General features: G+C 72.5%; 20 protein-coding genes and 1 tRNA gene. 18 read left to right on the top strand and 3 right to left on the bottom strand.

The window, feature by feature from the left end:
* The first annotated feature begins 261 nt into the window (after nucleotides 1-261).
* Together ACFOSY_RS08860 and ACFOSY_RS08855 are read left to right on the top strand one after the other, a co-directional pair.
* Nucleotides 262-1,671: an NAD-dependent malic enzyme gene (locus ACFOSY_RS08860; RefSeq protein WP_394306176.1), complete on the top strand. Its 1,410-nt coding sequence runs from the start codon at nucleotides 262-264 to the stop codon at nucleotides 1,669-1,671.
* Between the two features lie 394 nt (nucleotides 1,672-2,065).
* The gene (locus ACFOSY_RS08855) at nucleotides 2,066-2,347 is read left to right on the top strand and encodes an HU family DNA-binding protein (protein WP_003990598.1); all 282 of its coding nucleotides are present in this window, start codon (nucleotides 2,066-2,068) and stop codon (nucleotides 2,345-2,347) included.
* A gap of 177 nt (nucleotides 2,348-2,524) precedes the next feature.
* Here the strand turns inward: ACFOSY_RS08855 and murA are convergent, their stop codons facing one another.
* Nucleotides 2,525-3,871: a UDP-N-acetylglucosamine 1-carboxyvinyltransferase gene (gene murA, locus ACFOSY_RS08850; RefSeq protein ID WP_394306175.1), complete on the bottom strand. Its 1,347-nt coding sequence runs from the start codon at nucleotides 3,869-3,871 to the stop codon at nucleotides 2,525-2,527.
* A 310-nt stretch (nucleotides 3,872-4,181) separates the two neighbouring features.
* Here murA and ACFOSY_RS08845 point away from each other — a divergent pair, with 310 nt between their 5' ends.
* The 10 genes from ACFOSY_RS08845 to ACFOSY_RS08800 all read left to right on the top strand — a co-directional run bounded on the left by ACFOSY_RS08845 (nucleotide 4,182) and on the right by ACFOSY_RS08800 (nucleotide 16,951).
* Nucleotides 4,182-4,754 (top strand): YqgE/AlgH family protein, encoded by a 573-nt coding sequence (locus tag ACFOSY_RS08845; RefSeq protein ID WP_006134440.1) that lies wholly within the window; start codon nucleotides 4,182-4,184, stop codon nucleotides 4,752-4,754.
* A 30-nt stretch (nucleotides 4,755-4,784) separates the two neighbouring features.
* On the top strand, nucleotides 4,785-5,066 hold the full coding sequence (locus ACFOSY_RS08840) for a DUF3039 domain-containing protein (RefSeq protein ID WP_394306174.1): 282 nt from the start codon (nucleotides 4,785-4,787) through the stop codon (nucleotides 5,064-5,066).
* 229 nt (nucleotides 5,067-5,295) lie between these two features.
* Nucleotides 5,296-6,588, top strand: a complete 1,293-nt coding sequence (locus ACFOSY_RS08835) for an extracellular solute-binding protein (protein ID WP_394306173.1) — start codon at nucleotides 5,296-5,298, stop codon at nucleotides 6,586-6,588.
* 44 nt (nucleotides 6,589-6,632) lie between these two features.
* Nucleotides 6,633-7,574, top strand: coding sequence for a carbohydrate ABC transporter permease (locus tag ACFOSY_RS08830; RefSeq protein WP_394306246.1), 942 nt, complete (start codon nucleotides 6,633-6,635; stop codon nucleotides 7,572-7,574).
* A 29-nt stretch (nucleotides 7,575-7,603) separates the two neighbouring features.
* A complete protein-coding gene (locus tag ACFOSY_RS08825; protein WP_394306245.1) occupies nucleotides 7,604-8,449 on the top strand; it encodes a carbohydrate ABC transporter permease in 846 nt (281 codons plus the stop codon).
* A gap of 1 nt (nucleotide 8,450) precedes the next feature.
* On the top strand, nucleotides 8,451-10,097 hold the full coding sequence (locus ACFOSY_RS08820; protein ID WP_394306172.1) for a beta-N-acetylhexosaminidase: 1,647 nt from the start codon (nucleotides 8,451-8,453) through the stop codon (nucleotides 10,095-10,097).
* Between the two features lie 331 nt (nucleotides 10,098-10,428).
* Nucleotides 10,429-11,322, top strand: coding sequence for an FAD binding domain-containing protein (locus ACFOSY_RS08815; RefSeq protein WP_006134432.1), 894 nt, complete (start codon nucleotides 10,429-10,431; stop codon nucleotides 11,320-11,322).
* Nucleotides 11,319-13,235: a 2Fe-2S iron-sulfur cluster-binding protein gene (locus ACFOSY_RS08810; RefSeq protein WP_394306171.1), complete on the top strand. Its 1,917-nt coding sequence runs from the start codon at nucleotides 11,319-11,321 to the stop codon at nucleotides 13,233-13,235. The genes ACFOSY_RS08815 and ACFOSY_RS08810 overlap by 4 nt, the downstream gene beginning before the upstream one ends.
* On the top strand, nucleotides 13,232-15,538 hold the full coding sequence (locus tag ACFOSY_RS08805; protein ID WP_394306170.1) for a xanthine dehydrogenase family protein molybdopterin-binding subunit: 2,307 nt from the start codon (nucleotides 13,232-13,234) through the stop codon (nucleotides 15,536-15,538). Before ACFOSY_RS08810 ends, ACFOSY_RS08805 begins: the two co-directional genes overlap by 4 nt.
* 237 nt (nucleotides 15,539-15,775) lie before the next feature.
* On the top strand, nucleotides 15,776-16,951 hold the full coding sequence (locus tag ACFOSY_RS08800; RefSeq protein ID WP_394306169.1) for an SUKH-4 family immunity protein: 1,176 nt from the start codon (nucleotides 15,776-15,778) through the stop codon (nucleotides 16,949-16,951).
* A gap of 45 nt (nucleotides 16,952-16,996) precedes the next feature.
* On the opposite strand, the gene ACFOSY_RS08795 is transcribed toward ACFOSY_RS08800, so the two are convergent.
* Nucleotides 16,997-17,071 (bottom strand) — tRNA-Cys (locus tag ACFOSY_RS08795).
* Between the two features lie 215 nt (nucleotides 17,072-17,286).
* On the opposite strand from ACFOSY_RS08795, the gene ACFOSY_RS08790 reads away from it, so the two are divergent.
* From ACFOSY_RS08790 to ACFOSY_RS08765, 6 genes are all read left to right on the top strand, one after another.
* Entirely contained in the window at nucleotides 17,287-18,756 is a 1,470-nt protein-coding gene (locus ACFOSY_RS08790; protein ID WP_394306168.1) for an MFS transporter, read from the top strand.
* 32 nt (nucleotides 18,757-18,788) lie between these two features.
* Complete coding sequence (locus ACFOSY_RS08785; protein ID WP_394306167.1) at nucleotides 18,789-18,986, top strand: hypothetical protein; 198 nt, start codon at nucleotides 18,789-18,791, stop codon at nucleotides 18,984-18,986.
* Nucleotides 18,986-19,354, top strand: coding sequence for a type II toxin-antitoxin system death-on-curing family toxin (locus ACFOSY_RS08780; protein ID WP_394306166.1), 369 nt, complete (start codon nucleotides 18,986-18,988; stop codon nucleotides 19,352-19,354). The genes ACFOSY_RS08785 and ACFOSY_RS08780 overlap by 1 nt, the downstream gene beginning before the upstream one ends.
* A 121-nt stretch (nucleotides 19,355-19,475) precedes the next feature.
* A complete protein-coding gene (locus tag ACFOSY_RS08775; RefSeq protein WP_394306165.1) occupies nucleotides 19,476-21,275 on the top strand; it encodes a DEAD/DEAH box helicase in 1,800 nt (599 codons plus the stop codon).
* Nucleotides 21,276-21,606: 331 nt separating this feature from the next.
* Nucleotides 21,607-22,248 carry an IclR family transcriptional regulator gene (locus ACFOSY_RS08770; protein ID WP_394306164.1) on the top strand — a complete coding sequence of 214 codons (642 nt, stop codon included), beginning with the start codon at nucleotides 21,607-21,609 and terminating at the stop codon, nucleotides 22,246-22,248.
* Between the two features lie 326 nt (nucleotides 22,249-22,574).
* A complete protein-coding gene (locus tag ACFOSY_RS08765) occupies nucleotides 22,575-23,366 on the top strand; it encodes a S16 family serine protease (protein WP_394306163.1) in 792 nt (263 codons plus the stop codon).
* 19 nt (nucleotides 23,367-23,385) lie between these two features.
* Here the strand turns inward: ACFOSY_RS08765 and ACFOSY_RS08760 are convergent, their stop codons facing one another.
* Nucleotides 23,386-24,354, bottom strand: a complete 969-nt coding sequence (locus tag ACFOSY_RS08760) for a glycine betaine ABC transporter substrate-binding protein (RefSeq protein WP_394306244.1) — start codon at nucleotides 24,352-24,354, stop codon at nucleotides 23,386-23,388.
* Nucleotides 24,355-24,381 lie beyond the last annotated feature (27 nt).

The following is a 24,381-nucleotide window of genomic DNA, read 5'->3' as shown; positions in this document are numbered from 1 at the left end:
CGAGGCGAGCATGGCGGGTCGGTGTCACCAAGCGTTCGAAGGGCCCTCGTCACGAGATGTGACGGGGGCCCTTCTGGTGTGACGGGGGCCCTTCTGCTGCCCCGTCGGCCTCTCGTATGGTGGAACCCGCTTTCCGTCTGACGGCAGACGGCGATGAACACAACGTCCGCAATCCAAGGCGGCTACCACGTACTCGGTGGTAGGTGCGACGATCGGACGGCACGATTCGCGACACGGTTGAAAAAGCAGAGGAAGTCGGCCATGGCAACGGCGCCCAGCGTCTCCTACTCGATGACCATCCGGCTGGAGGTGCCCGCGGGAGGAACCGCGGTGTCCCAGCTCACCGGGGCAGTCGAGTCCCACGGAGGCCTGGTGACCGGCCTCGACGTGACCGCGTCGGGCCACGAGCGGCTCCGGATCGACGTCACCATCGCGGCCACCTCCACCGCCCACGCCGACGAGATCGTCGAACAGCTGCGCGGCATCGAGGGCGTCAGCCTCGGCAAGGTCTCCGACCGTACGTTCCTCATGCACCTCGGCGGCAAGATCGAGATGGCGTCGAAGCACCCCATCCGCACCCGTGACGACCTGTCCATGATCTACACGCCCGGCGTGGCCCGGGTCTGCATGGCGATCGCCGAGAACCCCGAGGACGCCCGCCGCCTCACCATCAAGCGCAACTCCGTTGCGGTCGTGACGGACGGCTCCGCCGTGCTGGGCCTCGGCAACATCGGCCCCAAGGCCGCGCTGCCGGTCATGGAGGGCAAGGCCGCCCTCTTCAAGCGGTTCGCCGGCATCGACGCCTGGCCGCTGTGCCTGGACACCCAGGACACCGACGCGATCGTGGAGATCGTCAAGGCGATCGCCCCCGGCTTCGCCGGCATCAACCTCGAGGACATCTCCGCGCCCCGCTGCTTCGAGATCGAGGCCCGGCTGCGCGAGGCCCTGGACATCCCCGTCTTCCACGACGACCAGCACGGCACCGCGATCGTCGTGCTCGCCGCCCTGACCAACGCGCTGCGGGTCACCGGCAAGTCCATCGAGAGCATCCGGGTCGTCATGTCCGGCGCCGGCGCGGCCGGCACCGCCATCCTCAAGCTGCTGCTGGCCGCCGGGGTCAAGAACGCCGTGGTCGCCGACATCCAGGGTGTCGTGCACGCCGGCCGCGAGGACCTGGTCGACGCCGCCCCCGGCTCCGCGCTGCGCTGGATCGCCGACAACACCAACCCGGAGAACCTCACCGGCACGCTGAAGGAGGCCGTGCGCGGCGCGGACGTCTTCATCGGCGTCTCCGCCCCCAACGTGCTGGGCGCCGAGGACGTCTCCGCGATGGCCGAGGGCGCGATCGTGTTCGCGCTCGCGAACCCCGACCCCGAGGTGGACCCGGCAATCGCCCGTCAGACGGCGGCGGTTGTGGCCACCGGCCGCTCCGACTTCCCCAACCAGATCAACAACGTGCTGGTGTTCCCGGGCGTCTTCCGCGGTCTGCTGGACGCCCAGTCCCGCACCGTCAACACCGAGATGATGCTGGCCGCCGCGCAGGCCCTGGCCGACGTGGTCACCGAGGACGAGCTGAACCCGAACTACATCATCCCCAGCGTCTTCAACGAGAAGGTCGCGGGCGCGGTCGCCGGCGCCGTCCGCGAGGCCGCCAAGGCCGCCGGCGCGTGACATCGGCGGCGATCCGCACGTTGTGAGGATCGCCACGGGGTTTGATCCGGCGCGTCGCGGAACCCGTAGTCCTGGCCGCCCTCTAGGGTGGCGGCCGGACCTGGGCTCCGGCCCCCTGTCTGTCCGCTGCCGGAAGCGGACGGAGCGTCACCGTGCGGAGGCCGTGGCGCTCTTCGTGTGACTCCCTCGGGTGTTCTCACGACTCCTGCGGGTGCCGGATTGGCATTACCGCCGCAGGTAGAGGCAGGATGCGTCCCTGGGCGCGAGGGTCCGACGAAGGACCCGGGTCCGGGGACTCACCGAGGAACCTGGCAGCATCGGCTTTCGCCGTGCCCGACATGCGGCTCCGCCGCGTGGCACGCCTCAACGGCAAGAAGAACACGGGAGTAACAACATGAACCGCAGTGAGCTGGTGGCCGCGCTGGCCGACCGCGCCGAGGTGACCCGCAAGGACGCCGACGCCGTGCTGGCCGCGTTCGCCGACGTCGTCGGCGACATCGTCTCCAAGGGCGACGAGAAGGTCACCATCCCCGGCTTCCTGACCTTCGAGCGCACCCACCGCGCTGCGCGCACCGCGCGCAACCCGCAGACCGGTGAGCCGATCCAGATCCCCGCGGGGTACAGCGTGAAGGTGTCGGCGGGGTCGAAGCTCAAGGAAGCGGCCAAGGGTAAGTAAGGCGCCTGCGCGCCTGCGCGTTTCAACGCCGTTCGGCCAGGTGCCCGTGGGCGGGTGCGGCGTCGTTGTGGCTTGTCGCGCAGTTCCCCGCGCCCCTGAAAGGGGCGTCGCAGTGAACGTCGATGGGGCGGTCACCCACACTGGGTGACCGCCCCATCGGTGTCTGCGCCGGGGTGTCTAGCCGAGGGCCTTGCCCGGGAGTTCCACCTTGGCGCCGAGGGCGGAGAGCTTCTCCATGAAGTTCTCGTAGCCGCGGTTGATCAGGCCGATGCCGTGGACGCGGGAGGTGCCCTGGGCGGCCAGGGCGGCGATCAGGTACGAGAAGCCGCCGCGCAGGTCGGGGATCACGAGGTCCGCGCCCTGGAGCTTCGTCGGGCCCGAGACGACCGCGGAGTGCAGGAAGTTGCGCTGGCCGAAGCGGCAGTCGGAGCCGCCGAGGCACTCGCGGTAGAGCTGGATGTGGGCGCCCATCTGGTTGAGCGCGGACGTGAAGCCCAGGCGGGACTCGTAGACCGTCTCGTGGATGATGGACAGGCCCGTGGCCTGCGTCAGGGCGACCACCAGGGGCTGCTGCCAGTCGGTCTGGAAGCCGGGGTGCACGTCGGTCTCCAGGGCGATGGACTTCAACTGCCCGCCCGGGTGCCAGAAACGGATGCCCTCGTCGTCGATCTCGAAGGCGCCGCCGACCTTGCGGTAGGTGTTGAGGAACGTCATCATCGAGCGCTGCTGGGCGCCGTGGACGTAGATGTCGCCCTCGGTGGCGAGCGCCGCGGACGCCCAGGAGGCGGCCTCCAGGCGGTCCGGCAGGGCGCGGTGGGTGTAGCCGCCGAGCTTGTCCACACCGGTGATGCGGATCGTCCGGTCGGTGTCCATCGCGATGATGGCGCCCATTTTCTGGAGGACGCAGATCAGGTCCTCGATCTCCGGCTCCACGGCCGCGTTGGACAGCTCCGTGACGCCCTCCGCGAGGACCGCCGTGAGCAGCACCTGCTCGGTGGCGCCGACGGACGGGTACGGCAGGGCGATCTTGGTGCCGCGCAGCCGCTGCGGAGCCTCCAGGTACTGGCCGTCCGCGCGCTTCTCGATCGTCGCGCCGAACTGCCGCAGCACGTCGAAGTGGAAGTCGATGGGGCGTCCGCCGATGTCGCAGCCGCCGAGACCCGGGATGAACGCGTGCCCGAGGCGGTGCAGCAGCGGGCCGCAGAACAGGATCGGGATCCGCGAGGAACCGGCGTGGGCATCGATGTCAGCGACGTTGGCGCTCTCCACGTAGGTGGGGTCGAGCACCAGTTCGCCGGGCTCGTCGCCCGGACGGACCGTCACGCCGTGCAGCTGGAGCAGACCCCGGACGACCCGGACGTCGCGGATGTCCGGAACGTTGCGCAGCCGGCTCGGTGAGCTGCCCAGCAGCGCGGCGACCATGGCCTTCGGCACGAGGTTCTTCGCACCGCGGACCCGGATCTCGCCCTCCAGCGGGGTTCCGCCGTGGACAAGCAGTACGTCATCGACGTCGTTGACGGTCATGAATCTCGCGTTCCGTGGAGTGGGGCAGAGGGTCAGAAGGGAAAGGGTAATCGCCCTTCACCCCCCTTCTGTAAGCCCGAGGAGGCCCTGGGAACGTCATGGGTCTGTCACAACACGAACCGTTCAACGGCGGCCACGCGGGGTCACCGCGCGGTGTCGTGCGCCGGGCGCGCTCCCGGACGCCCGTCCGCACCCCTTCACCTCGGCCGGACGACGCCCGACCTGGACGCTCTCGCGCGCGGCGGCCGTGTTCACTCCGTCACCCGCATTGCCTCCCCGCGCGGCGGGAAGATGCGGGATCATGTCTGGCATGACCGAGGTGTCCTCGCTCACAGGGCGGCTGCTCGTGGCCACTCCCGCCTTGGCGGACCCGAACTTCGACCGCGCGGTGGTGCTCCTTCTCGACCACGACGAGGAGGGCTCCCTCGGTGTCGTCCTCAACCGCCCGACGCCGGTGGACGTGGGCGACATCCTGGAGGGCTGGGCGGACCTGGCCGGCGAACCCGGCGTGGTGTTCCAGGGCGGCCCGGTGTCGCTGGACTCGGCCCTCGGCGTCGCCGTCGTCCCGGGCGGGGCGGCGGGGGAGGAGCCGCCGCTGGGCTGGCGCCGGGTGCACGGCGCGATCGGCCTGGTCGACCTGGAGGCCCCGCCGGAGCTGCTCGCCTCCGTCCTCGGCTCGCTGCGGATCTTCGCCGGCTACGCGGGCTGGGGTCCCGGCCAGCTGGAGGACGAGCTGGTCGACGGCGCCTGGTACGTGGTGGAGTCCGAGCCCGGTGACGTGTCCTGCCCGGCGCCCGAGCGGCTGTGGCGCGAGGTGCTGCGCCGGCAGCGCAACGAGCTGGCGATGGTCGCCACGTATCCGGACGACCCTTCGCTCAACTGAGCCGCGCGGGCTTCAGTACCCTTGGCTGTTATGAGCACTCTTGAGCCCGAGCGCGGGACTGGTACGGGGACCCTCGTCGAGCCGACGCCGCAGACCTCCCACGGCGACGGTGACCACGAGCGCTTCGCCCACTACGTCCAGAAGGACAAGATCATGGCGAGCGCCCTCGACGGCACTCCCGTCGTGGCGCTGTGCGGCAAGGTGTGGGTGCCCGGCCGCGACCCGAAGAAGTACCCGGTGTGCCCCATGTGCAAGGAGATCTACGAGTCCATGGGCGACGGCGGCGACGACAAGGGCAAGGACGGCAAGTAGTCCCCTTCCCCTCCTGACGGCCGGTCCGAGTCCTCCGAGGCCCCCGGGGTGCGCTTTGCGTGCCCGCGGGGGCCTTTGTGCTGCTTGCCCGTTGCGCAGGGTGCGCCGGCCGGTCACAGAGTGGTTGAGACCTCTTGTGGCGTGGTTCACCCAGTCCCTAGCCTCCGGTGTTGTTGTGCACAGCGAAATCGCCATTGCGTATGCTGCAACGCACTCGGAGGAGCACTCCATGAAGCTGTCCGTCCGCATGGTCGCCGTGGCGGCCGTCCTCGCCACCGCCGCCTGCGCCCCCCAGACCTCCGGCAACTCCTCCTCCGACAAGGACGAGAAGACCGGCACCCTGCGCGTCTGGCTCTTCCAGGAGGTCAACAACAAGCCCAAGGAAGAGGTCGTCGACTCCGTCCTCGCCGAGTTCGAGAAGGCGCACGAGGGCACCGACGTCACCGTCGAGTACATACCCGTCGAGACTCGCGCCCAGCGCATCAAGGCGGCCTTCAACGACCCCAAGTCCGCGCCCGATCTCATCGAGTACGGCAACACCGACACCGCGGGCTATGTGAAGGACGGCGGACTCGCCGACGTCACCGAGGAGTTCGCCGCCTGGGACGAGGCCAAGGACACCGACCCCACCGCCCGCCAGTCCGTCACCGTCGGCGGCAAGATCTACGGCGCCCCCTACTTCGTCGGCGTCCGCGCCCTGTACTACCGCACCGACGTCTTCGAGGAACTCGGCCTCGACGTCCCGAAGACACAGGCCGAGCTGATCTCCACCGCCAAGCAGATCCGCGCCGCGAAGCCCGAGCTGTACGGCCTCGCCGTCGGCGGCGCCTACACCTACGGCGCGATGCCCTTCATCTGGGCCCACGGCGGCGAACTCGCCACCGGCAAGGGCGGTTCGTACGCCGCCGCCATCGACAGCGCCGCCGCGCGCAAGGGCATCGAGGCCTACACCTCGCTGTTCGGCGACGACAACTGCCCGGCCGCCAAGTGCGCCGCGATGACCGGCAACGACACGATCACCGCCTTCGCCGCGGGCAAGGCGGCCATGGCGATCGGCGGCGACTTCAGCCACGCGGCCGTGGAGGCCGGCAAGGTCAAGGGCAAGTACGCGGTCGTCCCGCTGCCGGGCCTGAAGTCCGGGTCGATCGCGCCCGCGTTCGCCGGGGGCAACAACCTCGGCGTGCTCAAGTCCACCACGCACCGCACTCTCGCCGTCGACCTGATGAAGCGGCTCGCCTCCAAGGAGGCGCAGGGCGAGCTGTTCGAGGCGATGGGCTTCCTGCCGACCTTCTCGGACGTGCGGCAGCAGGTGGCTGCGAAGGAGGCGTTCGTGAAGCCGTTCGTGGCGACCTTGGCCGCCGACACGAAGTTCGTGCCGGCGTCGCCGGCGTGGGCGCAGATCGATGCGGGGCAGGTGTTGCCGTCGATGTTCCAGGAAGTGGTGTCCGGCAAGAAGGACGTGGCTACTGCGTCGGGGGATGCGGCGAAGAAGATGAACGACGCGTTCGGGTCGGTCGGGTGAAGGGGCCTACGGGGGCGGGGGTTCTGGAGCGTTCGCGGGTGCCGGTGCGTGGGGGGTTGGCGCGCCCACGCGGCGGTAGCCGCAAATTCGGTACAGCCCCGCGCCCCCGGAGGGGGCGCTCCAGCACACCCTGGTTGTATCTCGCGCCCGCCCTGGTGGTCCTCGGAGGGCTGCTCGCCTATCCCATTTACCAGCTCGGGCTCATCTCGGTCTTCCACTACACCCAGGCCCAGGTCAGCGGTGGTGAGCCGACCACCTTCGAAGGGTTCGGGAACTACTCCGCGCTGTTCTCGGACGGGCAGTTCTGGGAGGTGCTGCTGGCCACCGTGGTGTTCGCGGCGGCCTGTGTCGTCTCCACGCTGGCCGTGGGGTGTGCGCTCGCCGTGCTGCTCACCCGGGTGCGGGCGGTGCCGCGGCTGGCGCTGATGCTGGCCGCGCTGGGCGCCTGGGCCACTCCCGCGATCACCGGGTCCACGGTGTGGCTGTTCCTCTTCGACGCCGACTTCGGGCCCGTCAACCGGGTGCTGGGACTCGGCGACCACTCCTGGACGTACGGGCGGTTCAGCGCGTTCTTCCTGGTGCTGCTCGAAGTGGTGTGGTGCTCCTTCCCGTTCGTGATGGTCACCGTCTACGCCGGCATCCGTGCCGTGCCCGCCGAGGTGCTGGAGGCGGCCGCGCTGGACGGGGCGTCGCAGTGGCGGATCTGGCGGTCGGTGCTCGCGCCGATGCTCCGCCCGATCCTGGTCGTCGTCACCATCCAGTCGGTCATCTGGGACTTCAAGGTCTTCACGCAGATCTACGTCATGACGGGCGGCGGGGGCATCGCGGGACAGAACCTGGTGCTCAACGTCTACGCCTACCAGAAGGCGTTCGCGTCCTCGCAGTACAGCCTGGGCGCCGCGATCGGCGTGGTGATGCTGCTGATCCTGCTCGCCGTGACGCTGGTGTACCTGCGGCTGCTGCGCCGCCAGGGGGAGGAACTGTGAGCCTCGTGAGCCAAGACGCGGAACCCCGGGTGAATCTTCTGCGGCGGTTGGTCCGGCGCCCGGGCCGGACGGCGGCCGAGGTGACCGCCCTGGTGGTCGCCGCCGTGGTGGCGTTCCCGCTGTACTGGATGGTGCTGAGCGCCTTCAAGCCGGCCGGGGAGATCGAGTCCAGCGAGCCGCGGCCGTGGACGGCGGCGCCCACCCTGGACTCGTTCCGGCGGGTGTTCGGGCAGCAGGATTTCGGCCGCTACTTCCTCAACAGCGTCGTCGTCGCGGTCGCCGTGGTGATCGCCTCCGCGTTCATCGCGTTTCTCGCCGCGACCGCCGTGACGCGATTCCGGTTCCGTTTGCGGACCACCCTGTTGATCATGTTTCTGGTGGCCCAGATGGTGCCGGTGGAGGCGCTCACGATCCCCCTGTTCTTCGTGATGCGCGATCTCGGCCAGCTGAACACGCTGTGGTCGCTGATCCTGCCGCACATCGCCTTCTCGCTGCCCTTCGCGATCTGGATGCTCAGAGGCTTCGTGAAGGGCGTTCCGGAGGCGCTGGAGGAGGCCGCGTACATCGACGGCGCGAGCCGCGCGCGGTTCCTTTGGCAGATCCTTTTCCCGCTCGTCCTGCCGGGCCTCGTGGCCACCAGTGTGTTCTCGTTCATCTCCGCCTGGAACGACTTCCTGTTCGCCAAGTCGTTCATCATCAGCGACATCTCCCGGTCGACCCTGCCGATGGCGCTGCTGGTGTTCTACAAACCCGACGACCCCGACTGGGGCGGGGTGATGGCGGCGTCCACCGTGATGACCATTCCGGTGCTGGTCTTCTTCGTACTCGTGCAGCGGCGTCTGGTCTCCGGACTGGGCGGCGCGGTAAAGGACTGACATGGTGACGACTTCACTGATTCCGGCGCCCCGGCACGTCGTCCCCGGCGCCGGGGAGACGCGCCTGACGGCGGACTCCGCGCTCCACGCCGGCGCCGGGACGGAGGGCGTGGGGCGGTGGCTCGGCGCCGCGCTGCGGGCCGCCACCGGACTGCCCTGGCCGGAGGCGCGGGAGCCCGCGGAGGCCGAGGGCGGCGTCCGGCTCGCCCTCGCGCCGGGGCTCGGCGCGGAGGCGTACCGGCTCGTCAGCGACCGTACGGGCGTCCTCGTCGAGGGCGGCGACGCGGCAGGCGTGCTGCACGGCGCGCAGACGCTGCGGCAGCTCCTCGGCCCCGACGCGTTCCGCCGGGCGCCGGTGCGCCGCGACCGGGTGTGGACCGTGCCGCACACGACCGTCGAGGACGCGCCCCGCTTCCGCTGGCGCGGGCTGATGCTGGACGTGGCACGCCACTTCATGCCGAAGGAAGGCGTGCTGCGGTATCTCGATCTGATGTCCGCGCACAAACTCAACGTGCTGCATCTGCACCTCACGGACGACCAGGGCTGGCGCGTGGAGATCCAGCGGTATCCGCGCCTCACCGAGGTCGGATCCTGGCGCGCCCGCACCAAAATCGGCCACCGCGCCTCGCCGCTGTGGGACGAGAGGCCGCACGGCGGCCACTACACCCAGGACGACCTCCGCGAGATCGTCGCCTACGCCGCCGAACGGCATATCGGCGTCGTCCCCGAAATCGACGTGCCGGGACACTCGCAGGCCGCCATCGCCGCGTATCCGGAACTCGGCAACGGTGATGTCGTCGACACCGCCGCGCTGACCGTCTGGGACACCTGGGGCATCAATCCGAACGTCCTCGCCCCCACCGAGGACACCCTGCGCTTCTACGAAGGGGTGCTGGAGGAACTCCTGGAACTGTTCCCCGCCGACGCCGGGCCGTTCTCGCCGTTCGTGCACATCGGCGGCGACGAATGCGTCAAGGACCAGTGGCGGGCGTCGAAGACGGCGCGGGAACAGATCGCGAAGCTGGGGCTCGCCGACGAGGACGCTCTCCAGTCCTGGTTCATCGGCCACTTCGACCGCTGGCTGGCCGAGCGCGGACGGCGGCTCATCGGCTGGGACGAGATCCTCCAGGGCGGGCTCGCGCCGGGCGCCGCGGTGTCGTCCTGGCGCGGCTACGCGGGCGGGGTCACCGCCGCCCGCGCGGGCCACGACGTGGTGATGTGCCCCGAGCAGCAGGTGTACCTGGACCACCGTCAGGACGCGGGCCCCGACGAGCCGGTGCCGATCGGGTACGTGCGCACCCTGGAGGACGTCTACCGCTTTGAACCGGTCCCGGCGGAGCTGACGCGTGAGGAGCGGGCGCGCGTGCTGGGCACGCAGGCCAACGTGTGGACCGAGGTGATGGAGGACCAGGGGCGCGTGGACTACCAGACGTTCCCCCGGCTCGCCGCGCTGTCCGAGGTCGCCTGGAGCGAGCTGCCGGCCCCCGCCGACCGGGACTTCCCCGGCTTCGAGCGGCGCATGACCGAGCACTACCGGCGCCTGGACGCCCTCGGCGTCGCCTACCGCCCGCCCACCGGCCCCCGCCCGTGGCAGCGCCGCCCGGGCGTCCTGGGCCGCCCGATCGACGGGCCGCCGCCGGCCGGGTAACCGCGTCCCCCCCGTCGTCAGCCGCGTACCCCGCTCGTCCCCCGGTGCTCCTCTGCCCCGGGGGACGACCCGTGCCACACGCGTTCGCTGCGGGCCGAACAGGTCGGGCCATAACGGAACAAGAGCTTCCGAAGGCTGAGATTCCGCGGCGCCACGGTGATTCGGGGACTGAATCGGCCAGGTCCGGGCCCAGGCGGGCGAATGCCTCCTAGCGGACCCCCGTCTTCGGCACCTGCCAAGATGTGCCAGAGTTGCCACGTCCGCCCTGTCAGCACGTACCGTACGGCGCACGGGCGGGACCAGGTGGGGCAGCGGGAAGGGGCAGCCGGTTTTGAGCACGCACGCACCGCAGGCGGCGCAGGCCGTGACGCTGCCCACGACGCTGGACGAGGCCGTGGCGGCCCTCACCGCCATGCCCGCCGCCGTGCCCGTCGCGGGCGGCACCGACCTGATGGCCGCCGTCAACTCCGGGCAGCTCAGGCCCGCCGCGCTGGTCGGCCTCGGCAAGATCAGCGAGATCCGCGGCTGGCAGTACCTGGACGGACACGCGCTGCTCGGCGCCGGACTCACCCACGCGCGCATGGGGCGCCCCGACTTCGCCGCGCTCATCCCCGCGCTCGCCGCCGCCGCGCGGGCAGCGGGACCCCCGCACATCCGCAACGCCGGCACCCTCGGCGGCAACATCGCCTCCGCCGCCCCCACCGGGGACGCGCTGCCCGTGCTGGCCGCCCTGGAGGCGACCCTGATCGTCGCGGGACCGGGCGGCGCCCGCCGCGAGGTCCCGGTGTCGCACCTGCTGGCCGGCATGGACGTGCTGCGCCCCGGCGAACTGATCGGCTACGTGCGCGTGCCGCTGCTGCACGCCCCCCAGGTCTTCCTGAAGGCGACCGGCCGCACCGGACCCGGCCGTGCGGTCGCCTCCGTCGCCCTCGTGCTCGACCCCGCCCGGCGCGGGGTGCGCTGCGCGGTGGGCGCCATAGCGCCGATGCCGCTGCGGCCCCTGGAGGCCGAGCAGTGGGTCGCGCAGCTCATCGACTGGGACAACAACCGCGCGATCGTGCCCGAGGCGCTCAGCGCGTTCGGGGAGTACGTCGCCGCGGCCTGCATCCCCGACGCCGCGCCCGGCGAGGACGGCACCGTCCCGCCGCTGCCGCCCGCGGTACTGCACCTGCGGCGCACCGTCGCCGCGCTGGCCCGACGAGCACTGGGGAGGGCGTTGTCGTGACCGACGACCAGCACGGACAGGGCGGCACGCCTCCGGGCGGCAGCCGCTGGGACCCGCTGCCGCAGGGCGACTACGACGACGGCGCCACGGCCTTCGTGAACCTCCCGGAGGGCGGCATCGACGCCCTGCTGGACGCCATGGAGAGCCCGCTGGCCGCGCCCGGCCACGGCTACGTGCCGCCGCAGATCACGGTCACGCCGGCCACCACCGCGGGCACCGACCCGGCGGCCACCGGCAGCTGGGCCACGCCCGGCGCCCCCGTCGACGGCGCCGGCTGGCACGACCGGGGAACGGCGGAGCCCGACGCGACGGCGGGCGACCGGTTCGCCTACGACCCGGGCGCGAGCGGGCAGTGGGCCTACGACCCGAACGCGGCCGGACAGCAGCACGCGCAGGGTCAGCAGCACGCGCAGGGACAGCAGCACCCGCAGGGACAGCACCGCGCGCCGAGCCAGGACCCCGTCGGACAGCACCAGGGGCACGGCCAGGCGCCGGGGCAGGACGTCACCGGGCAGTGGTCGATCCCCGTGGCGGGCGGCGACCTGCCGGACGAGTCGGGTGAGTTCACCACGTCCGCCCTGGTCGAGCAGTGGGGCGGCACCCCTCCGGCGACCCTCCCGGGCGGCGCCGCGGCCCCCTGGGCCGAGTCCCAGTCCATCGGCACCCCGTGGGGCCCCGGCGTACCGGGCGTGCCGCAGGACCACGAGCAGCAGGGCGGTGCGTACGGGCCGCAGGGCGGCGCCCACCCGGGCCAGGGCGGCGCGTACGGCCACGAGGCCGGCGAACACGGCCCCGCGTCGGAGACGCAGGACCCCACCGCGCACCAGCACGCGGGCGCGCCCGGCTCCGCCCCGGAGCAGCCGCAGGCCCGCCCCGCCGAGGACGCCTCCGCGCACGACGCCCCGCACGCGTCCCAGCCGCTGCCCGCCGAGGAACACCCGGAGCACCCCGGGCCGTCCGGGGCCGAGCAGCCGTGGCAGTCCGGCGACGGTACGGACGGCGGGAACGGCGCGGTCGGCGCGGACGGTGCCGCCGACGCGGACGCCGAGAACGCCGGGGGCCGCGAGCACCCGCACGCCCCGCAGGGCGCCGAGGAGCCCGCCTCCGGGGCGTCCGACGCCGACGGCGGCCCGGAGGACGCCCAGGCCCCCGCCGAGCCCTCCGAGGGGCCCTCGGAGCCCCCCGCCGACGACGACGCGCCCGCCGCGGACGGTCCTGGAGGCCCGGACGGTCCGGAGGCCTCCGACGCACCGGACGCTCCCCCCGCGGCCGTCCTCGTCGCCCCTCACGAGGACCACCCCCTCGCCTCCTACGTGCTCCGCGTCAACGGCGCCGACCGGCCCGTCACCGACGCGTGGATCGGCGAGTCGCTGCTCTACGTGCTGCGCGAGCGGCTCGGCCTGGCCGGCGCCAAGGACGGCTGCTCGCAGGGCGAGTGCGGCGCGTGCAACGTGCAGGTGGACGGCCGGCTCGTCGCGTCCTGCCTGGTCCCCGCCGTCACGGCGGCCGGCAGCGAGGTGCGCACCGTCGAGGGACTGGCCCAGGACGGCCGCCCCTCGGACGTGCAGCGCGCCCTCGCCCGCTGCGGCGCCGTGCAGTGCGGCTTCTGCGTGCCCGGCATGGCGATGACCGTGCACGACCTGCTGGAGGGCAACCCGGCGCCGACCGAGCTGGAGACCCGCCAGGCCCTGTGCGGCAACCTGTGCCGCTGCTCCGGCTACCGGGGCGTGGTGAACGCCGTGCAGGAAGTCGTCGCCGAACGCGAGGCGCAGGCCGAGGCCGAGGCGGACGACGGCGACGGCACCGCGCGCATCCCGCACCAGGCGGGCCCCGGCGCCGGAGGGGTCAACCCCTCGGCGTTCGGCGTCGTACCGCAGGACCGGTCCTACGGCCAGGACGGAGGCCAGGCGTGAGCAACGAGGCAGCCACCGTGCAGACCGCCGAGGCGGCCACCGAGGAGGAGGCCCTCCCGCGCGGGCTCGGCGCCTCCCTCCCGGCCGCCGACGCGCGCGCCAAGACCGAGGGCACCTTCCCGTACGCCGCCGACCTGTGGGCCGAGGGCCTGCTGTGGGCCGCCGTGCTGCGCTCGCCGCACCCGCACGCGCGCATCAAGTCGATCGACACCACGCACGCGCGCGAGATGCCCGGCGTCCGCGCCGTCGTCACCCACGAGGACGTCCCCGGCACCCCGGTGCTCGGCCGCGGCACGGCCGACCGCCCGGTCTTCGCCTCCGAGGTCGTACGCCACCACGGCGAGCCGCTCGCCGCCGTCGCCGCCGACCACCCGGACACCGCGCGCATGGCCGCCGCCGCGGTCATCGTCGAGTACGAGCTGCTCGACCCGGTGACCGACCCCGAGCAGGCGTTCGAGGCCGAGGCGCTGCACCCCGACGGCAACCTGATCCGGCACATCCCGCTGCGCCACGGCGACGCGGACGCGGTCGGCGAGGTCGTCGTCGAGGGGCTGTACCGCATCGGCCGCCAGGACCCCGCCCCCATAGGGGCCGAGGCCGGGCTCGCCGTGCCCCGCCCGGACGGCGGAGTCGAGCTGTACCTGGCGTCCACCGACCCGCACGGCGACCGGGACACCGCCGCCGCCGCGTTCGGCCTCCAGCAGGACCAGGTCAAGATCGTCGTCACCGGTGTGCCCGGCGCCACCGCCGACCGCGAGGACCAGAGCTTCCAGCTGCCCCTCGGGCTGCTCGCGCTGAAGACCGGCTGCCCGGTGAAGCTCGCCGCCACGCGCGAGGAGTCCTTCCTCGGCCACACCCACCGCCACCCCACCCTGCTGCGCTACCGCCACCACGCCGACGCCGAGGGCAAGCTGGTCAAGGTCGAGGCGCAGATCCTGCTCGACTCGGGCGCCTACGCCGGCACCTCCTCCGACGCCCTGGCCGCCGCCGTCGCCTTCGCCTGCGGCCCGTACGTCGTGCCCAACGCCTTCATCGAGGGCTGGGCGGTGCGCACCAACAACCCGCCCTCCGGCCATGTGCGCGGCGAGGGCGCGATGCAGGTGTGCGCCGCGTACGAGGCGCAGATGGACAAGCTCGCCAAGAAGCTCGGCCTGGACCCGGCCGAGGTGCGCATGCGCAACGTGATGGCCACCGGCGACGTGCTGCCCACCGGCCAGACCGTCACCTGCCCCGCCCCGGTCGCCGAACTGCTCGAAGCCGTACGGGACTTCCCGCTGCCGCCGCTGCCCAAGGACACCCCGGCGGAGGAGTGGCTGCTGCCCGGCGGCCCCGAGGGCGCGGGCGAGCCGGGCGCGGTGCGGCGGGGCGTGGGCTACGGCCTGGGCATGGTGCACATGCTGGGCGCGGAGGGCGCCGACGAGGTGTCCACGGCCACCGTGCGCGTGCAGAACGGCGTGGCGACCGTGCTGTGCGCGGCCGTCGAGACCGGGCAGGGCTTCTCCACGCTGGCCCGGCAGATCGTGCAGGAGACCCTCGGCATCGACGAGGTGCACGTGGTGCCCGTCGACACCGACCAGCCCCCGGCGGGCGCGGGCTGCCGCGGCCGCCACACCTGGGTGTCGGGCGGGGCCGTGGAGCGCGCGGCCAAGATGGTCCGCACCCAGCTCCTCCAGCCGCTCGCGCACAAGTTCGGCATGTCCACCGAGCTGCTCCAGATCACCGACGGCAAGATCACCTCGTACGACGGCGTGCTGTCCACGACCGTCACCGAGGCGATGGACGGCAAGGAGCTGTGGGCGACCGCGCAGTGCCGGCCGCACCCCACCGAGCCGCTGGACGACGCGGGGCAGGGCGACGCCTTCGTCGGCATGGCCTTCTGCGCGATCCGCGCGGTCGTCGACGTCGACATCGAGCTCGGCTCGGTGCGGGTCGTGGAGCTCGCAGTCGCGCAGGACGTGGGCCGGGTGCTCAACCCGGCGCAGCTCGCCGCGCGGATCGAGGCGGGCGTCACCCAGGGCCTCGGCGCCGCGCTCACCGAGAACCTGCGCACCCCGCGCGGCCTGATCCGCCACCCCGACCTCACCGGGTACGCCCTGCCGACGGCGCTGGACGCGCCCGACATCCGGATCGTGAAGCTGGTGGAGGAGCGGGACGTGGTCGCGCCGTTCGGCGCGAAGGCGGTCAGCGCGGTGCCGGTGGTGACCTCGCCGGCCGCCATCGCCTCCGCCGTGCGCGCCGCGACCGGCAGGCCCGTGAACCGGCTGCCGATCCGCCCGCAGGCCGCCGTGGTGACCGGCGCCTGAGCGCATTCACGGCGTGATCGCCGTCTCCTGGGCGGTCCTGGGCAACGCGAGAGGCCTCTCGAGCGTCTTGTAGGACAGGGCGCAGGCCGCGCCCCGCGGTTCTGAGGCGTTGTCAGTGGCGCCGCGTACTCTTCTGAGCAGTGGGGGACGGCCGTGGGCCCGGCAGGGCGCGGGCCGTCCTGCCCGGGGCGGGACGTTCGCGGGCCCGGGACCGAGCACACGTATCGCGGGGGAATCATGAGCACGACCGACACCGTTGTCGCGAGCGCGATCACCTTCACCGAGGACGACCTCGGTCCCCGGATCACGCACGCCTCGACGCGGCGCTGGCTGACCGGACCCGGACTGCCGTGCGGAAACGGCCTGTTCCGCTTCACCGAGCCGGGCCGCCCGGGCGGCCCGCACACGGTCGCCGAGGCGACGGGCGCGGCCGACCGGCTGCCGCCCGCGCTGCGCGACCAGCTCGTCATCGGCGCGTTCGCCGTCCCGGCGGGCCTGGAGCCGGAGTCGGTGCTGCTCGACGGCGCGACCGGCGAGGTCTCCACGACGTACGTGCACGACCGGCCCGACCTCATGGACTGCCGTCCGCTGGCCCCCTCCCTGCCGACCCTGGTCCGCTTCGCCGCGGCCACGGACGAACTGGCCGGGCTGCGCGGCCAGTTCGCCGCCTACGCCGGCCGCTACGGCACCAAGGCGGTCGCGGAGGCCTCCCGGCAGCTGCTCGCGGTGTTCGAGGAGGGCGCGGACGGCGAGCCGGCGCCGTTCTGGCGGATGGCCGCACTGATCCGCCCCCTCGCCCTGGTCGCCGGCCCCGGCACGGCCTCCGGTCTCGCCCTGGACCTCCCCCTCCGCCTGCTCGACGACGAGTTCGGCCGGCGCGGCGTGGTCCGCTTCGAGGACGTCGACTTCCCCGCGACGCTCACGCACGAGCCGACCCGCCGCTTCCTGCGCGAGACGGGCCTGCCCGAGGACGGCTTCCTGTTCTCCCTGGACACCGACCAGCCGCTGCGCACGCTCACGGAGTACGCGGCCGACGACTGCGGGGGCGGCTTCCCGCCGGGCCACCTCCCGGCCCACGCCGACCGCCTGATACGCGTCGGCCACCTGATCGACGACCACAGCCTGGTCGTCGACGGGGCCACCGGAGCGGTGCTCAGCTGGAGCGAGGGGGACGCGGCGCTCCGCCCGCTGAACACGGACATCTCCACGCTGGCGTTCACGCTGTGGCTCCTGCACCGGGAGCGCTCCCTCGACGAGGCCTCCGGCCACGCGCTCACGAGCGACGCCTACGACCAGCTCGCCCTCACGATGATCCAGGTCCTCGCCTCGGTCGACCCCACGGGCACGGGGTCGGACACGGACTGGCACTACTGGACGTGCCTGTTCCAGGACGAGGCGGGCGGGGTTCTTTGACGCGCGCGTGAAAGGGCGGGCGTTCCGGAGAACGCCCGCCCCCTGTGGAGGCCGTGGCGGGAATTGAACCCACGTAACTCGCTTTGCAGGCGAGCCCCTGAACCACTCGGGCACACGGCCGTGTCGGTGAGGGAAGGTGCCGTCCCCGACCGGTGTGTCGACCGTACGGCCGTCCGCTCGCGGGGCTCAAGGGAACACCGGGGTGTGCAACGTGACTGCCATGCCTCGTTCACAGTCCCCCGTTCACAGTCCCCCGGTCCTAGGACCAAGGTCCCGGTTCCGGTCCCGACCCCCGACAGGGGTCAAACAGGGCTGTGGCCCTTACTCTGGCGGGCATGACCGCCCCGAACCCCCGCGACACGGGTGTCGCCGAACCCGCCGGCGCCTCCGCCCCGGCCGTCGTCCCCGACGACACCGTCCTCAGCCGCCGGTACCGGGCGCTGAGCATCGGGGTCGTCTCCGTCGTGCTGCTGATCGCCTTCGAGGCGACGGCGGTGGGCACGGCCATGCCCGTCGCGGCCCGCGAGCTGAACGGCGTCCCGCTGTACGCCTTCGCGTTCTCCGGGTACTTCACCACCAGCCTGTTCGGCATGGTGCTGTCCGGCCAGTGGTCCGACCGGCGCGGCCCGCTCGCCCCGCTGACCTGGGGCATCGCCTCCTTCGCGGCGGGGCTGCTGATCGGCGGGACCGCGGGCTCGATGTGGCTGTTCATCCTCGGGCGTGCGGTGCAGGGCCTCGGCGGCGGCCTGGTGATCGTCGCCCTGTACGTGGTCGTCGGACGCGCCTACCCCGAGCGGCTGCGCCCGGCGATCATGGCGGCGTTCGCGGCGGCGTGGGTCGTGCCCTCCATCGTCGGACCGCTCGCCTCCGGCGCGGTGACCGAACACCTCGGCTGGCGCTGGGTGTTCCTCGGCATCCCGGTGATCGTGGTGCTGCCGCTGGCCCTCGCGCTGCCCCAGATCCGGCGGCTCGCCTCCGGGCCGGTCGGGGACGCGGCCGAGGCCCCGGCCTCCTTCGACCGCCGGCGCATCAGGCTGGCGCTCGCGATCTCCTTCGGCGCGGGCCTGCTCCAGTACGCCGCCCAAGACCTGCGCTGGCTGTCCCTGCTCCCGGGTGCGCTGGGCGTGGCCCTGCTGATCCCGGCGGTCCTCGGCCTGCTCCCGCGCGGCACGTACCGGGCGGCCCGCGGCCTGCCCTCGGTCGTCCTCCTGCGCGGGGTCGCGGCGGGCTCGTTCATCGCGGCGGAGTCCTTCGTCCCGCTGATGCTGGTCACCCAGCGCGGCCTCAGCCCCACCCTGGCCGGCTTCTCCCTCGCGGCGGGCGGCGGCACCTGGGCGCTGGGCTCCTGGGTGCAGTCCCGGCCCCGCCTGGAGCGGTACCGGGAGCGGCTGATGACCGTCGGGATGCTGCTGGTCGCGTCCGCCATCGCGGCGGCGCCGAGCGTGCTGATCCACTCCGTGCCGGCCTGGACGCTCGCGGTCGCCTGGGCGTTCGGCTGCTTCGGCATGGGGCTGGTGATCTCCTCCACCAGCGTGCTGCTGCTCCACCTCTCCGCCCCTGAGGAGGCGGGCACCAACTCCGCCGCCCTCCAGATCTCCGACGGCCTCTCCAACGTCCTCCTCCTGGCGATCGGCGGCGCCGCGTTCGCTGCCCTCGGCGGCGGCACGGTCAGCCACACGGCCACGGAGGCCACGGGTTCGCACCCGGCCGCGTTCGCGGCGGTGTTCCTCCCGATGGCGGCGGTGGCCCTGGCGGGCGCCTGGATAGCGACGCGGCTCCATCCGGTGCCGGACGGCAAGGTGTGACACCGGGTGGTACCACGTAGTACCGTCGAGTCATGGCTGGACTGAACGTGCGTTTCACCGATGAAGAACTCGACGCGCTGCGCGAGCGCGCCTCTGCCGAGGGGCGCAGCATGCAGGCCTTTGCGCACGACGCGGTGGTGGCGGCGATAAACGAACATTCCAGGCTGTTCAATGAGGCGGCCGACCATGTGCTGAAGGCGAGTGCGGAGCTGAACCGGAGGCTCGCCTGATGCACTACCTCACCTTGCCCGAGCTGCTGAACCTCGCAAAGCGACTCGGGGAGGAGACAGTGCGCGACTACGGACTGCTGGACTCGGCGCTGGCACGCCCGCAGTCGAGCGTGTTCGGCCAGGACGCCTATCCCGACGTGTGGCAGAAGGCCGCGGCCCTGATGGAGTCTCTCGCGCGCAACCATGCGCTCGTCGACGGCAACAAGCGTCTCGCCTGGTACGGGACCTGGGTCTTTCTGCACATGAACGGGCACCCGCTCGACCCGGAGTTCGACGTGGACGAGGCCGAGCGGTTCGTGCTGGACGTCTGCCAGGGTGAGCTGGACGTGCCCAAGGTCGCAGCCCTGCTGCCGCGCTTCGCGCGGTGACTGTGATGTGAATCCCACCCTCGGGCGACGCGGGGCTTCGGCGGCACGTCGGGGGGTGGGCCATCGGTAGGGTGGCCCGGTTGTCATCCGTACCGAGCCGCCCGACCACCCCACGGAGACCGTGACTACCACCGCCAGCTCCGCGTCCCACTCGCACCACCTGTCCCCGGCCTTCCCCGGCCGCGCCCCCTGGGGCACCGCCGGCAAGCTGCGCGCCTGGCAGCAGGGGGCGATGGAGAAGTACATCCAGGCGCAGCCCCGGGACTTCCTGGCGGTGGCCACCCCCGGCGCCGGCAAGACGACCTTCGCGCTGACGCTGGCGTCCTGGCTGCTGCACCACCATGTCGTGCAGCAGGTGACGGTCGTCGCGCCCACCGAGCATCTGAAGAAGCAGTGGGCGGAGGCCGCCGCCCGGATAGGCATCAAGCTCGACCCCGAGTACAGCGCGGGCCCGCTCGGCCGGGAGTACGACGGCGTCGCCGTGACGTACGCCGGTGTCGGCGTGCGCCCCATGCTGCACCGCAACCGGGTCGAGCAGCGCAAGACGCTCGTGATCCTCGACGAGATCCACCACGCCGGCGACTCCAAGTCGTGGGGCGAGGCGTGCCTGGAGGCGTTCGAGCCGGCGACGCGGCGGCTCGCGCTGACCGGTACGCCGTTCCGGTCGGACACCAACCCCATCCCGTTCGTGACGTACGAGGAGGGCGACGACGGGATCCGCCGGTCGTCCGCCGACTACACCTACGGGTACGGCTCCGCCCTCGCCGACGGCGTCGTCCGTCCGGTGATCTTCATGTCGTACAGCGGCAACATGCGCTGGCGCACCAAGGCGGGCGACGAGATCGCCGCCCGGCTGGGCGAGCCCATGACGAAGGACGCGATCAGCCAGGCCTGGCGCACCGCGCTCGACCCGCGCGGCGAGTGGATGCCGTCCGTGCTGCGCGCCGCCGACCAGCGGCTCACCGAGGTCAGGAAGGCCATCCCGGACGCCGGCGCCCTGGTCATCGCCTCCGACCAGGAGTCCGCCCGCGCCTACGCCAAGCTGATCCGCGACATCACCGGCCACAAGGCCACGCTGGTCCTCTCCGACGACGCCGGCGCGTCGAAGCGGATCGACGACTTCAGCGCGAGCGACGACCGCTGGATGGTCGCCGTCCGCATGGTGTCCGAGGGCGTCGACGTCCCGCGCCTCGCGGTCGGCGTGTACGCCACCACCATCTCCACGCCGCTGTTCTTCGCCCAGGCCGTCGGCCGTTTCGTACGGTCCCGGCGGCGCGGCGAGACCGCGTCCGTGTTCCTGCCGACCGTGCCGGACCTGCTCGGCTTCGCCAACGAGATGGAGCGCGAGCGCGACCACGTCCTCGACAAGCCCAAGAAGGAGGGCGAGGAGGACCCGTACGCCGAGTCCGAGAAGGAGATGGACGAGGCGAACAAGCAGCAGGACGAGGACACCGGCGAGCAGGACATGCTGCCCTTCGAGGCGCTGGAGTCCGACGCCGTCTTCGACCGCGTCATGTACAACGGCGCCGAGTTCGGCATGCAGGCCCACCCCGGCAGCGAGGAGGAGCAGGACTACCTCGGCATCCCCGGACTCCTCGAACCCGACCAGGTGCAGCTGCTGCTCCAGAAGCGGCAGGCCCGGCAGATCGCGCACAGCAAGAAGAAGCCGGCCGAGGAGGCCGACCTGCTCGAACTGCCCGCCGAGCGGCGGCCCGTGGTCTCCCACAAGGAGATGATGGAGCTGCGCAAGAAGCTCAACACCCTCGTCGGCGCCTACGTCCACCAGAGCGGCAAGCCGCACGGCGTGATCCACACCGAGCTGCGCCGGGTGTGCGGCGGCCCGCCGTCCGCCGAGGCCACCGCCGGGCAGCTGCGCCAGCGGATCGCCAAGGTGCAGGAGTGGGCCACCCGCATGCGGTGAGACGCCCGGGCGCCGTCCGTGGACGGTGAGGCGTGCCGGACCGGTGCCGGAGCGGTCACCGCGCAAGCGCACCGGGACAAAAGTGACCAGTTTGTTCAACTGGTGACCGGATTCTGGACGGAGCCTTCCGCTCAGCGGACCGGCTCGCTACTGTCCCGCTACGCACACGCCCCGTGGCAGCGCCGCCGCGGAGCGCAGCCGTGAAGCGACTGTGCCCGGGACTGGTCCGGGCCGCCGGCCGATCGGCGGCCTCTGAAGCGCGTGACCGCCGGGACCGGTGACGCACATGCAGCGAGGGGCCGTCGACCTCACCACTGAAGGAGTGGGCGTCGTGACCGCGGAGACCTCTCAGACGCTCGACAGGGGCCTACGGGTCCTCAAACTGCTCGCCGACACGGACCACGGGCTGACCGTCACCGAGCTTTCCCACAAACTGGGCGTCAACCGGACCGTGGTGTACCGGCTGCTCGCCACGCTGGAACAGCACGCCCTCGTCCGCCGTGACCTGGGCGGGCGGGCCCGCGTCGGGCTCGGCGTGCTGCGGCTGGGACGGCAGGTGCACCCGCTGGTACGGGAGGCGGCGATGCCGGCGCTGCGGTCCCTCGCGGAGGACATCGGCGCGACCGCCCATCTGACCCTGGTCGACGGGGCGGAGGCCCTCGCGGTGGCCGTGGTCGAGCCGTCGTGGACCGACTACCACGTGGCGTACCGGGCGGGGTTCCGGCACCCCCTGGACCGGGGGGCGGCGGGCAAGGCGATCCTCGCCGCCCGGCAGAAGACCCCCGGCGACCCCGGCTACACCCTGACCCACGGTGAGCTGGAGACCGGCGCGTGCGGGGCGGCTGCGCCGCTGGTGGGGGTTACGGGGGTCGAGGGGAGCGTGGGGGTGGTCATGCTCGCGGATGTCGTGCCGGAGCGGGTCGGCAAGCGGGTGGTGGAGGCGGCCCGGGAGGTCGCCGAGGCCCTGCGCTGACCGCCCCTCCAGGGGCGCGGGGAACTGCGCGCCCAGCCCCGTACGGCCTGCACCCGGCGTGCAACAGTTGCCGGCACCCCGGTGGCCGCCCGGGGGCGCGGCAGCGCGCCCTTCAGGGGCGCGGGGAACTGCGCGATCAGCCACGGTGTGGCCGCACCCGGCGTGCAACAGTTCCCGGCACCCCGGTGGCCGTACGGGGGTGGGGGCGCGGGCCCGCTGGAGGGGTGCCGCCTGCGCCCACCCGTGCCGCCCCAGCGGCACGACTGCCCGCAGGCGGCGGGGAACCACGCGGCCGGCCCTGACGCCCGTCACGTTAGATTGGCTGCGTGCTCACTCGCCTCACACGCCCCCAGGCCCTGGCCGTCTGCGCGACCCCCGTCGCCGCGCTGCTGGCCACCGCCGTGCTCGCGCCGCTGCCCTTCTCCGTGGCGCAGCCCGGGATGACGGCCGACGTGCTCGGCGAGAACAAGGGGCAGCAGGTCATCACCATCTCCGGCGCCCCCGTACGCGAGACCACCGGCCAGCTGCGCATGACCACCATCGAGGCGACCTCGCCGGACACCCGCGTGAACCTGCCGCAGGTGATCGACAGCTGGTTCCGCACCGACGAGGCGGTCATGCCCCGCGACGCCGTCTACCCCAGCGGGGACGACGTGCGGGAGATCGAGCAGTACAACCAGAAGCAGATGAAGGAGTCCCAGGACGAGGCCACGCGGGCCGCGCTGACCTACCTGGGCCGGGAGAACGAGGGCATCGACGTCACCCTGAAGCTCGCCGACGTCGGCGGCCCCAGCGCCGGACTGCTGTTCTCCCTCGGCATCGTCGACAAGCTGGACGGCGACGGCAGCGGCGGCGACCTCACCGGCGGCCGGGTCGTGGCCGGCACCGGCACCATCGACGCCCAGGGCAGGGTCGGCGCGGTCGGCGGCGTGCCGCTGAAGACGCAGGCCGCCGAGCGGGACGGCGCCACCGTCTTCCTGGTCCCGCGCGACGAGTGCGGCGAGGCGAAGGCGGAACTGCCCAAGGGCCTGCGCCTGGTCCCGGTGACCACGCTCAAGGGCGCCGTGGACGCGCTCGTCGCGCTGGAGAAGGGCACCGGCACGGTCCCGAGCTGCTGACCCGGCGCCCCGCGCCCCGCTACCCCTCCTTCACGAACCCCTCGGCCACCATCCAGTCCAGCGCGACCTGGTGCGGGTCCTCCCCGTCGACGTCGACCCGGGCGTTCAGCGTCTGCGCCACGTTGTTGTCCAGCTTCTGAGTGACCGGGGCCAGCACCTCGGCGATCGCCGGCCACTTCTTCAGCGTCTCGCTGTTCACGGTCGGGGCGGCGTTGTAGTTGGGGAAGAACTTCTTGTCGTCCTCCATCACCACCAGGTTCATCGACTTGATCCGCCCGTCGGTGGTGAACACCTCGCCGTAGGTGCAGGCGCCCTTGGCGGTCTGGGTGTAGATGATCCCGGTGTCCATCTGCGTGACGTTGCCCGCCGGGATGTCCATGCCGTACGCCTTCTCCATGCCGGGCAGCCCGTCCGCGCGGTTGGCGAACTCGCCCTCCACGCACAGGGTCACCGCGCCCGGGTCGGACTTCGACAGCTCCGCCACCTCCGAGAGGGTGCGGGTGCGGTACCGCTCGTAGTTGGCCTGGTTCATGGCCAGCGCGTACGTGTTGTTCAGCCGCGACGGCTCCAGCCAGGTCACGCCGTTCTTCGCGTCGGCCTCCCGCACCGCCAGCCACTGCTCACGCGGGTCCGGGATCGGCCTGCTGTTGCCCTGGTACGTGATCCACGCCGTGCCCGTGTACTCGAACCCGGCGTCCGCCTCGCCCTTGACGACCGCCTCCCGCGAGCCGACCGAGCCCTGGATGCCGGTCCGGTCCACCACCTCCGCGCCCGCCGCCTGGAAGGCGATGCCCATGATCGCGCCGAGGATCAGCTGCTCGGTGAACTCCTTGGAGGTGACGGTCAGGCTGGCGCCCTCGAGCGGCTTGCCCTGTCCGACCGTGCCCGGCTCCACGTCGTCGACCATGGGCGACCCGCTGGTCAGCCCGCACCCCGACACCACCGCCAGCAGCACCACCGCCACCGTCAGCCGCACCCCCGGCCGCACCGCCCGCACCCCCGGCCGCACCGCCCG

It is taken from the genome of Streptomyces lusitanus (genome assembly GCF_042647945.1).
In the GTDB taxonomy this organism is placed as follows: domain Bacteria; phylum Actinomycetota; class Actinomycetes; order Streptomycetales; family Streptomycetaceae; genus Streptomyces; species Streptomyces pseudogriseolus.
Note: the sequence above shows the minus strand (reverse complement) of the source record. Positions and strands in the feature narration are given on the sequence as shown.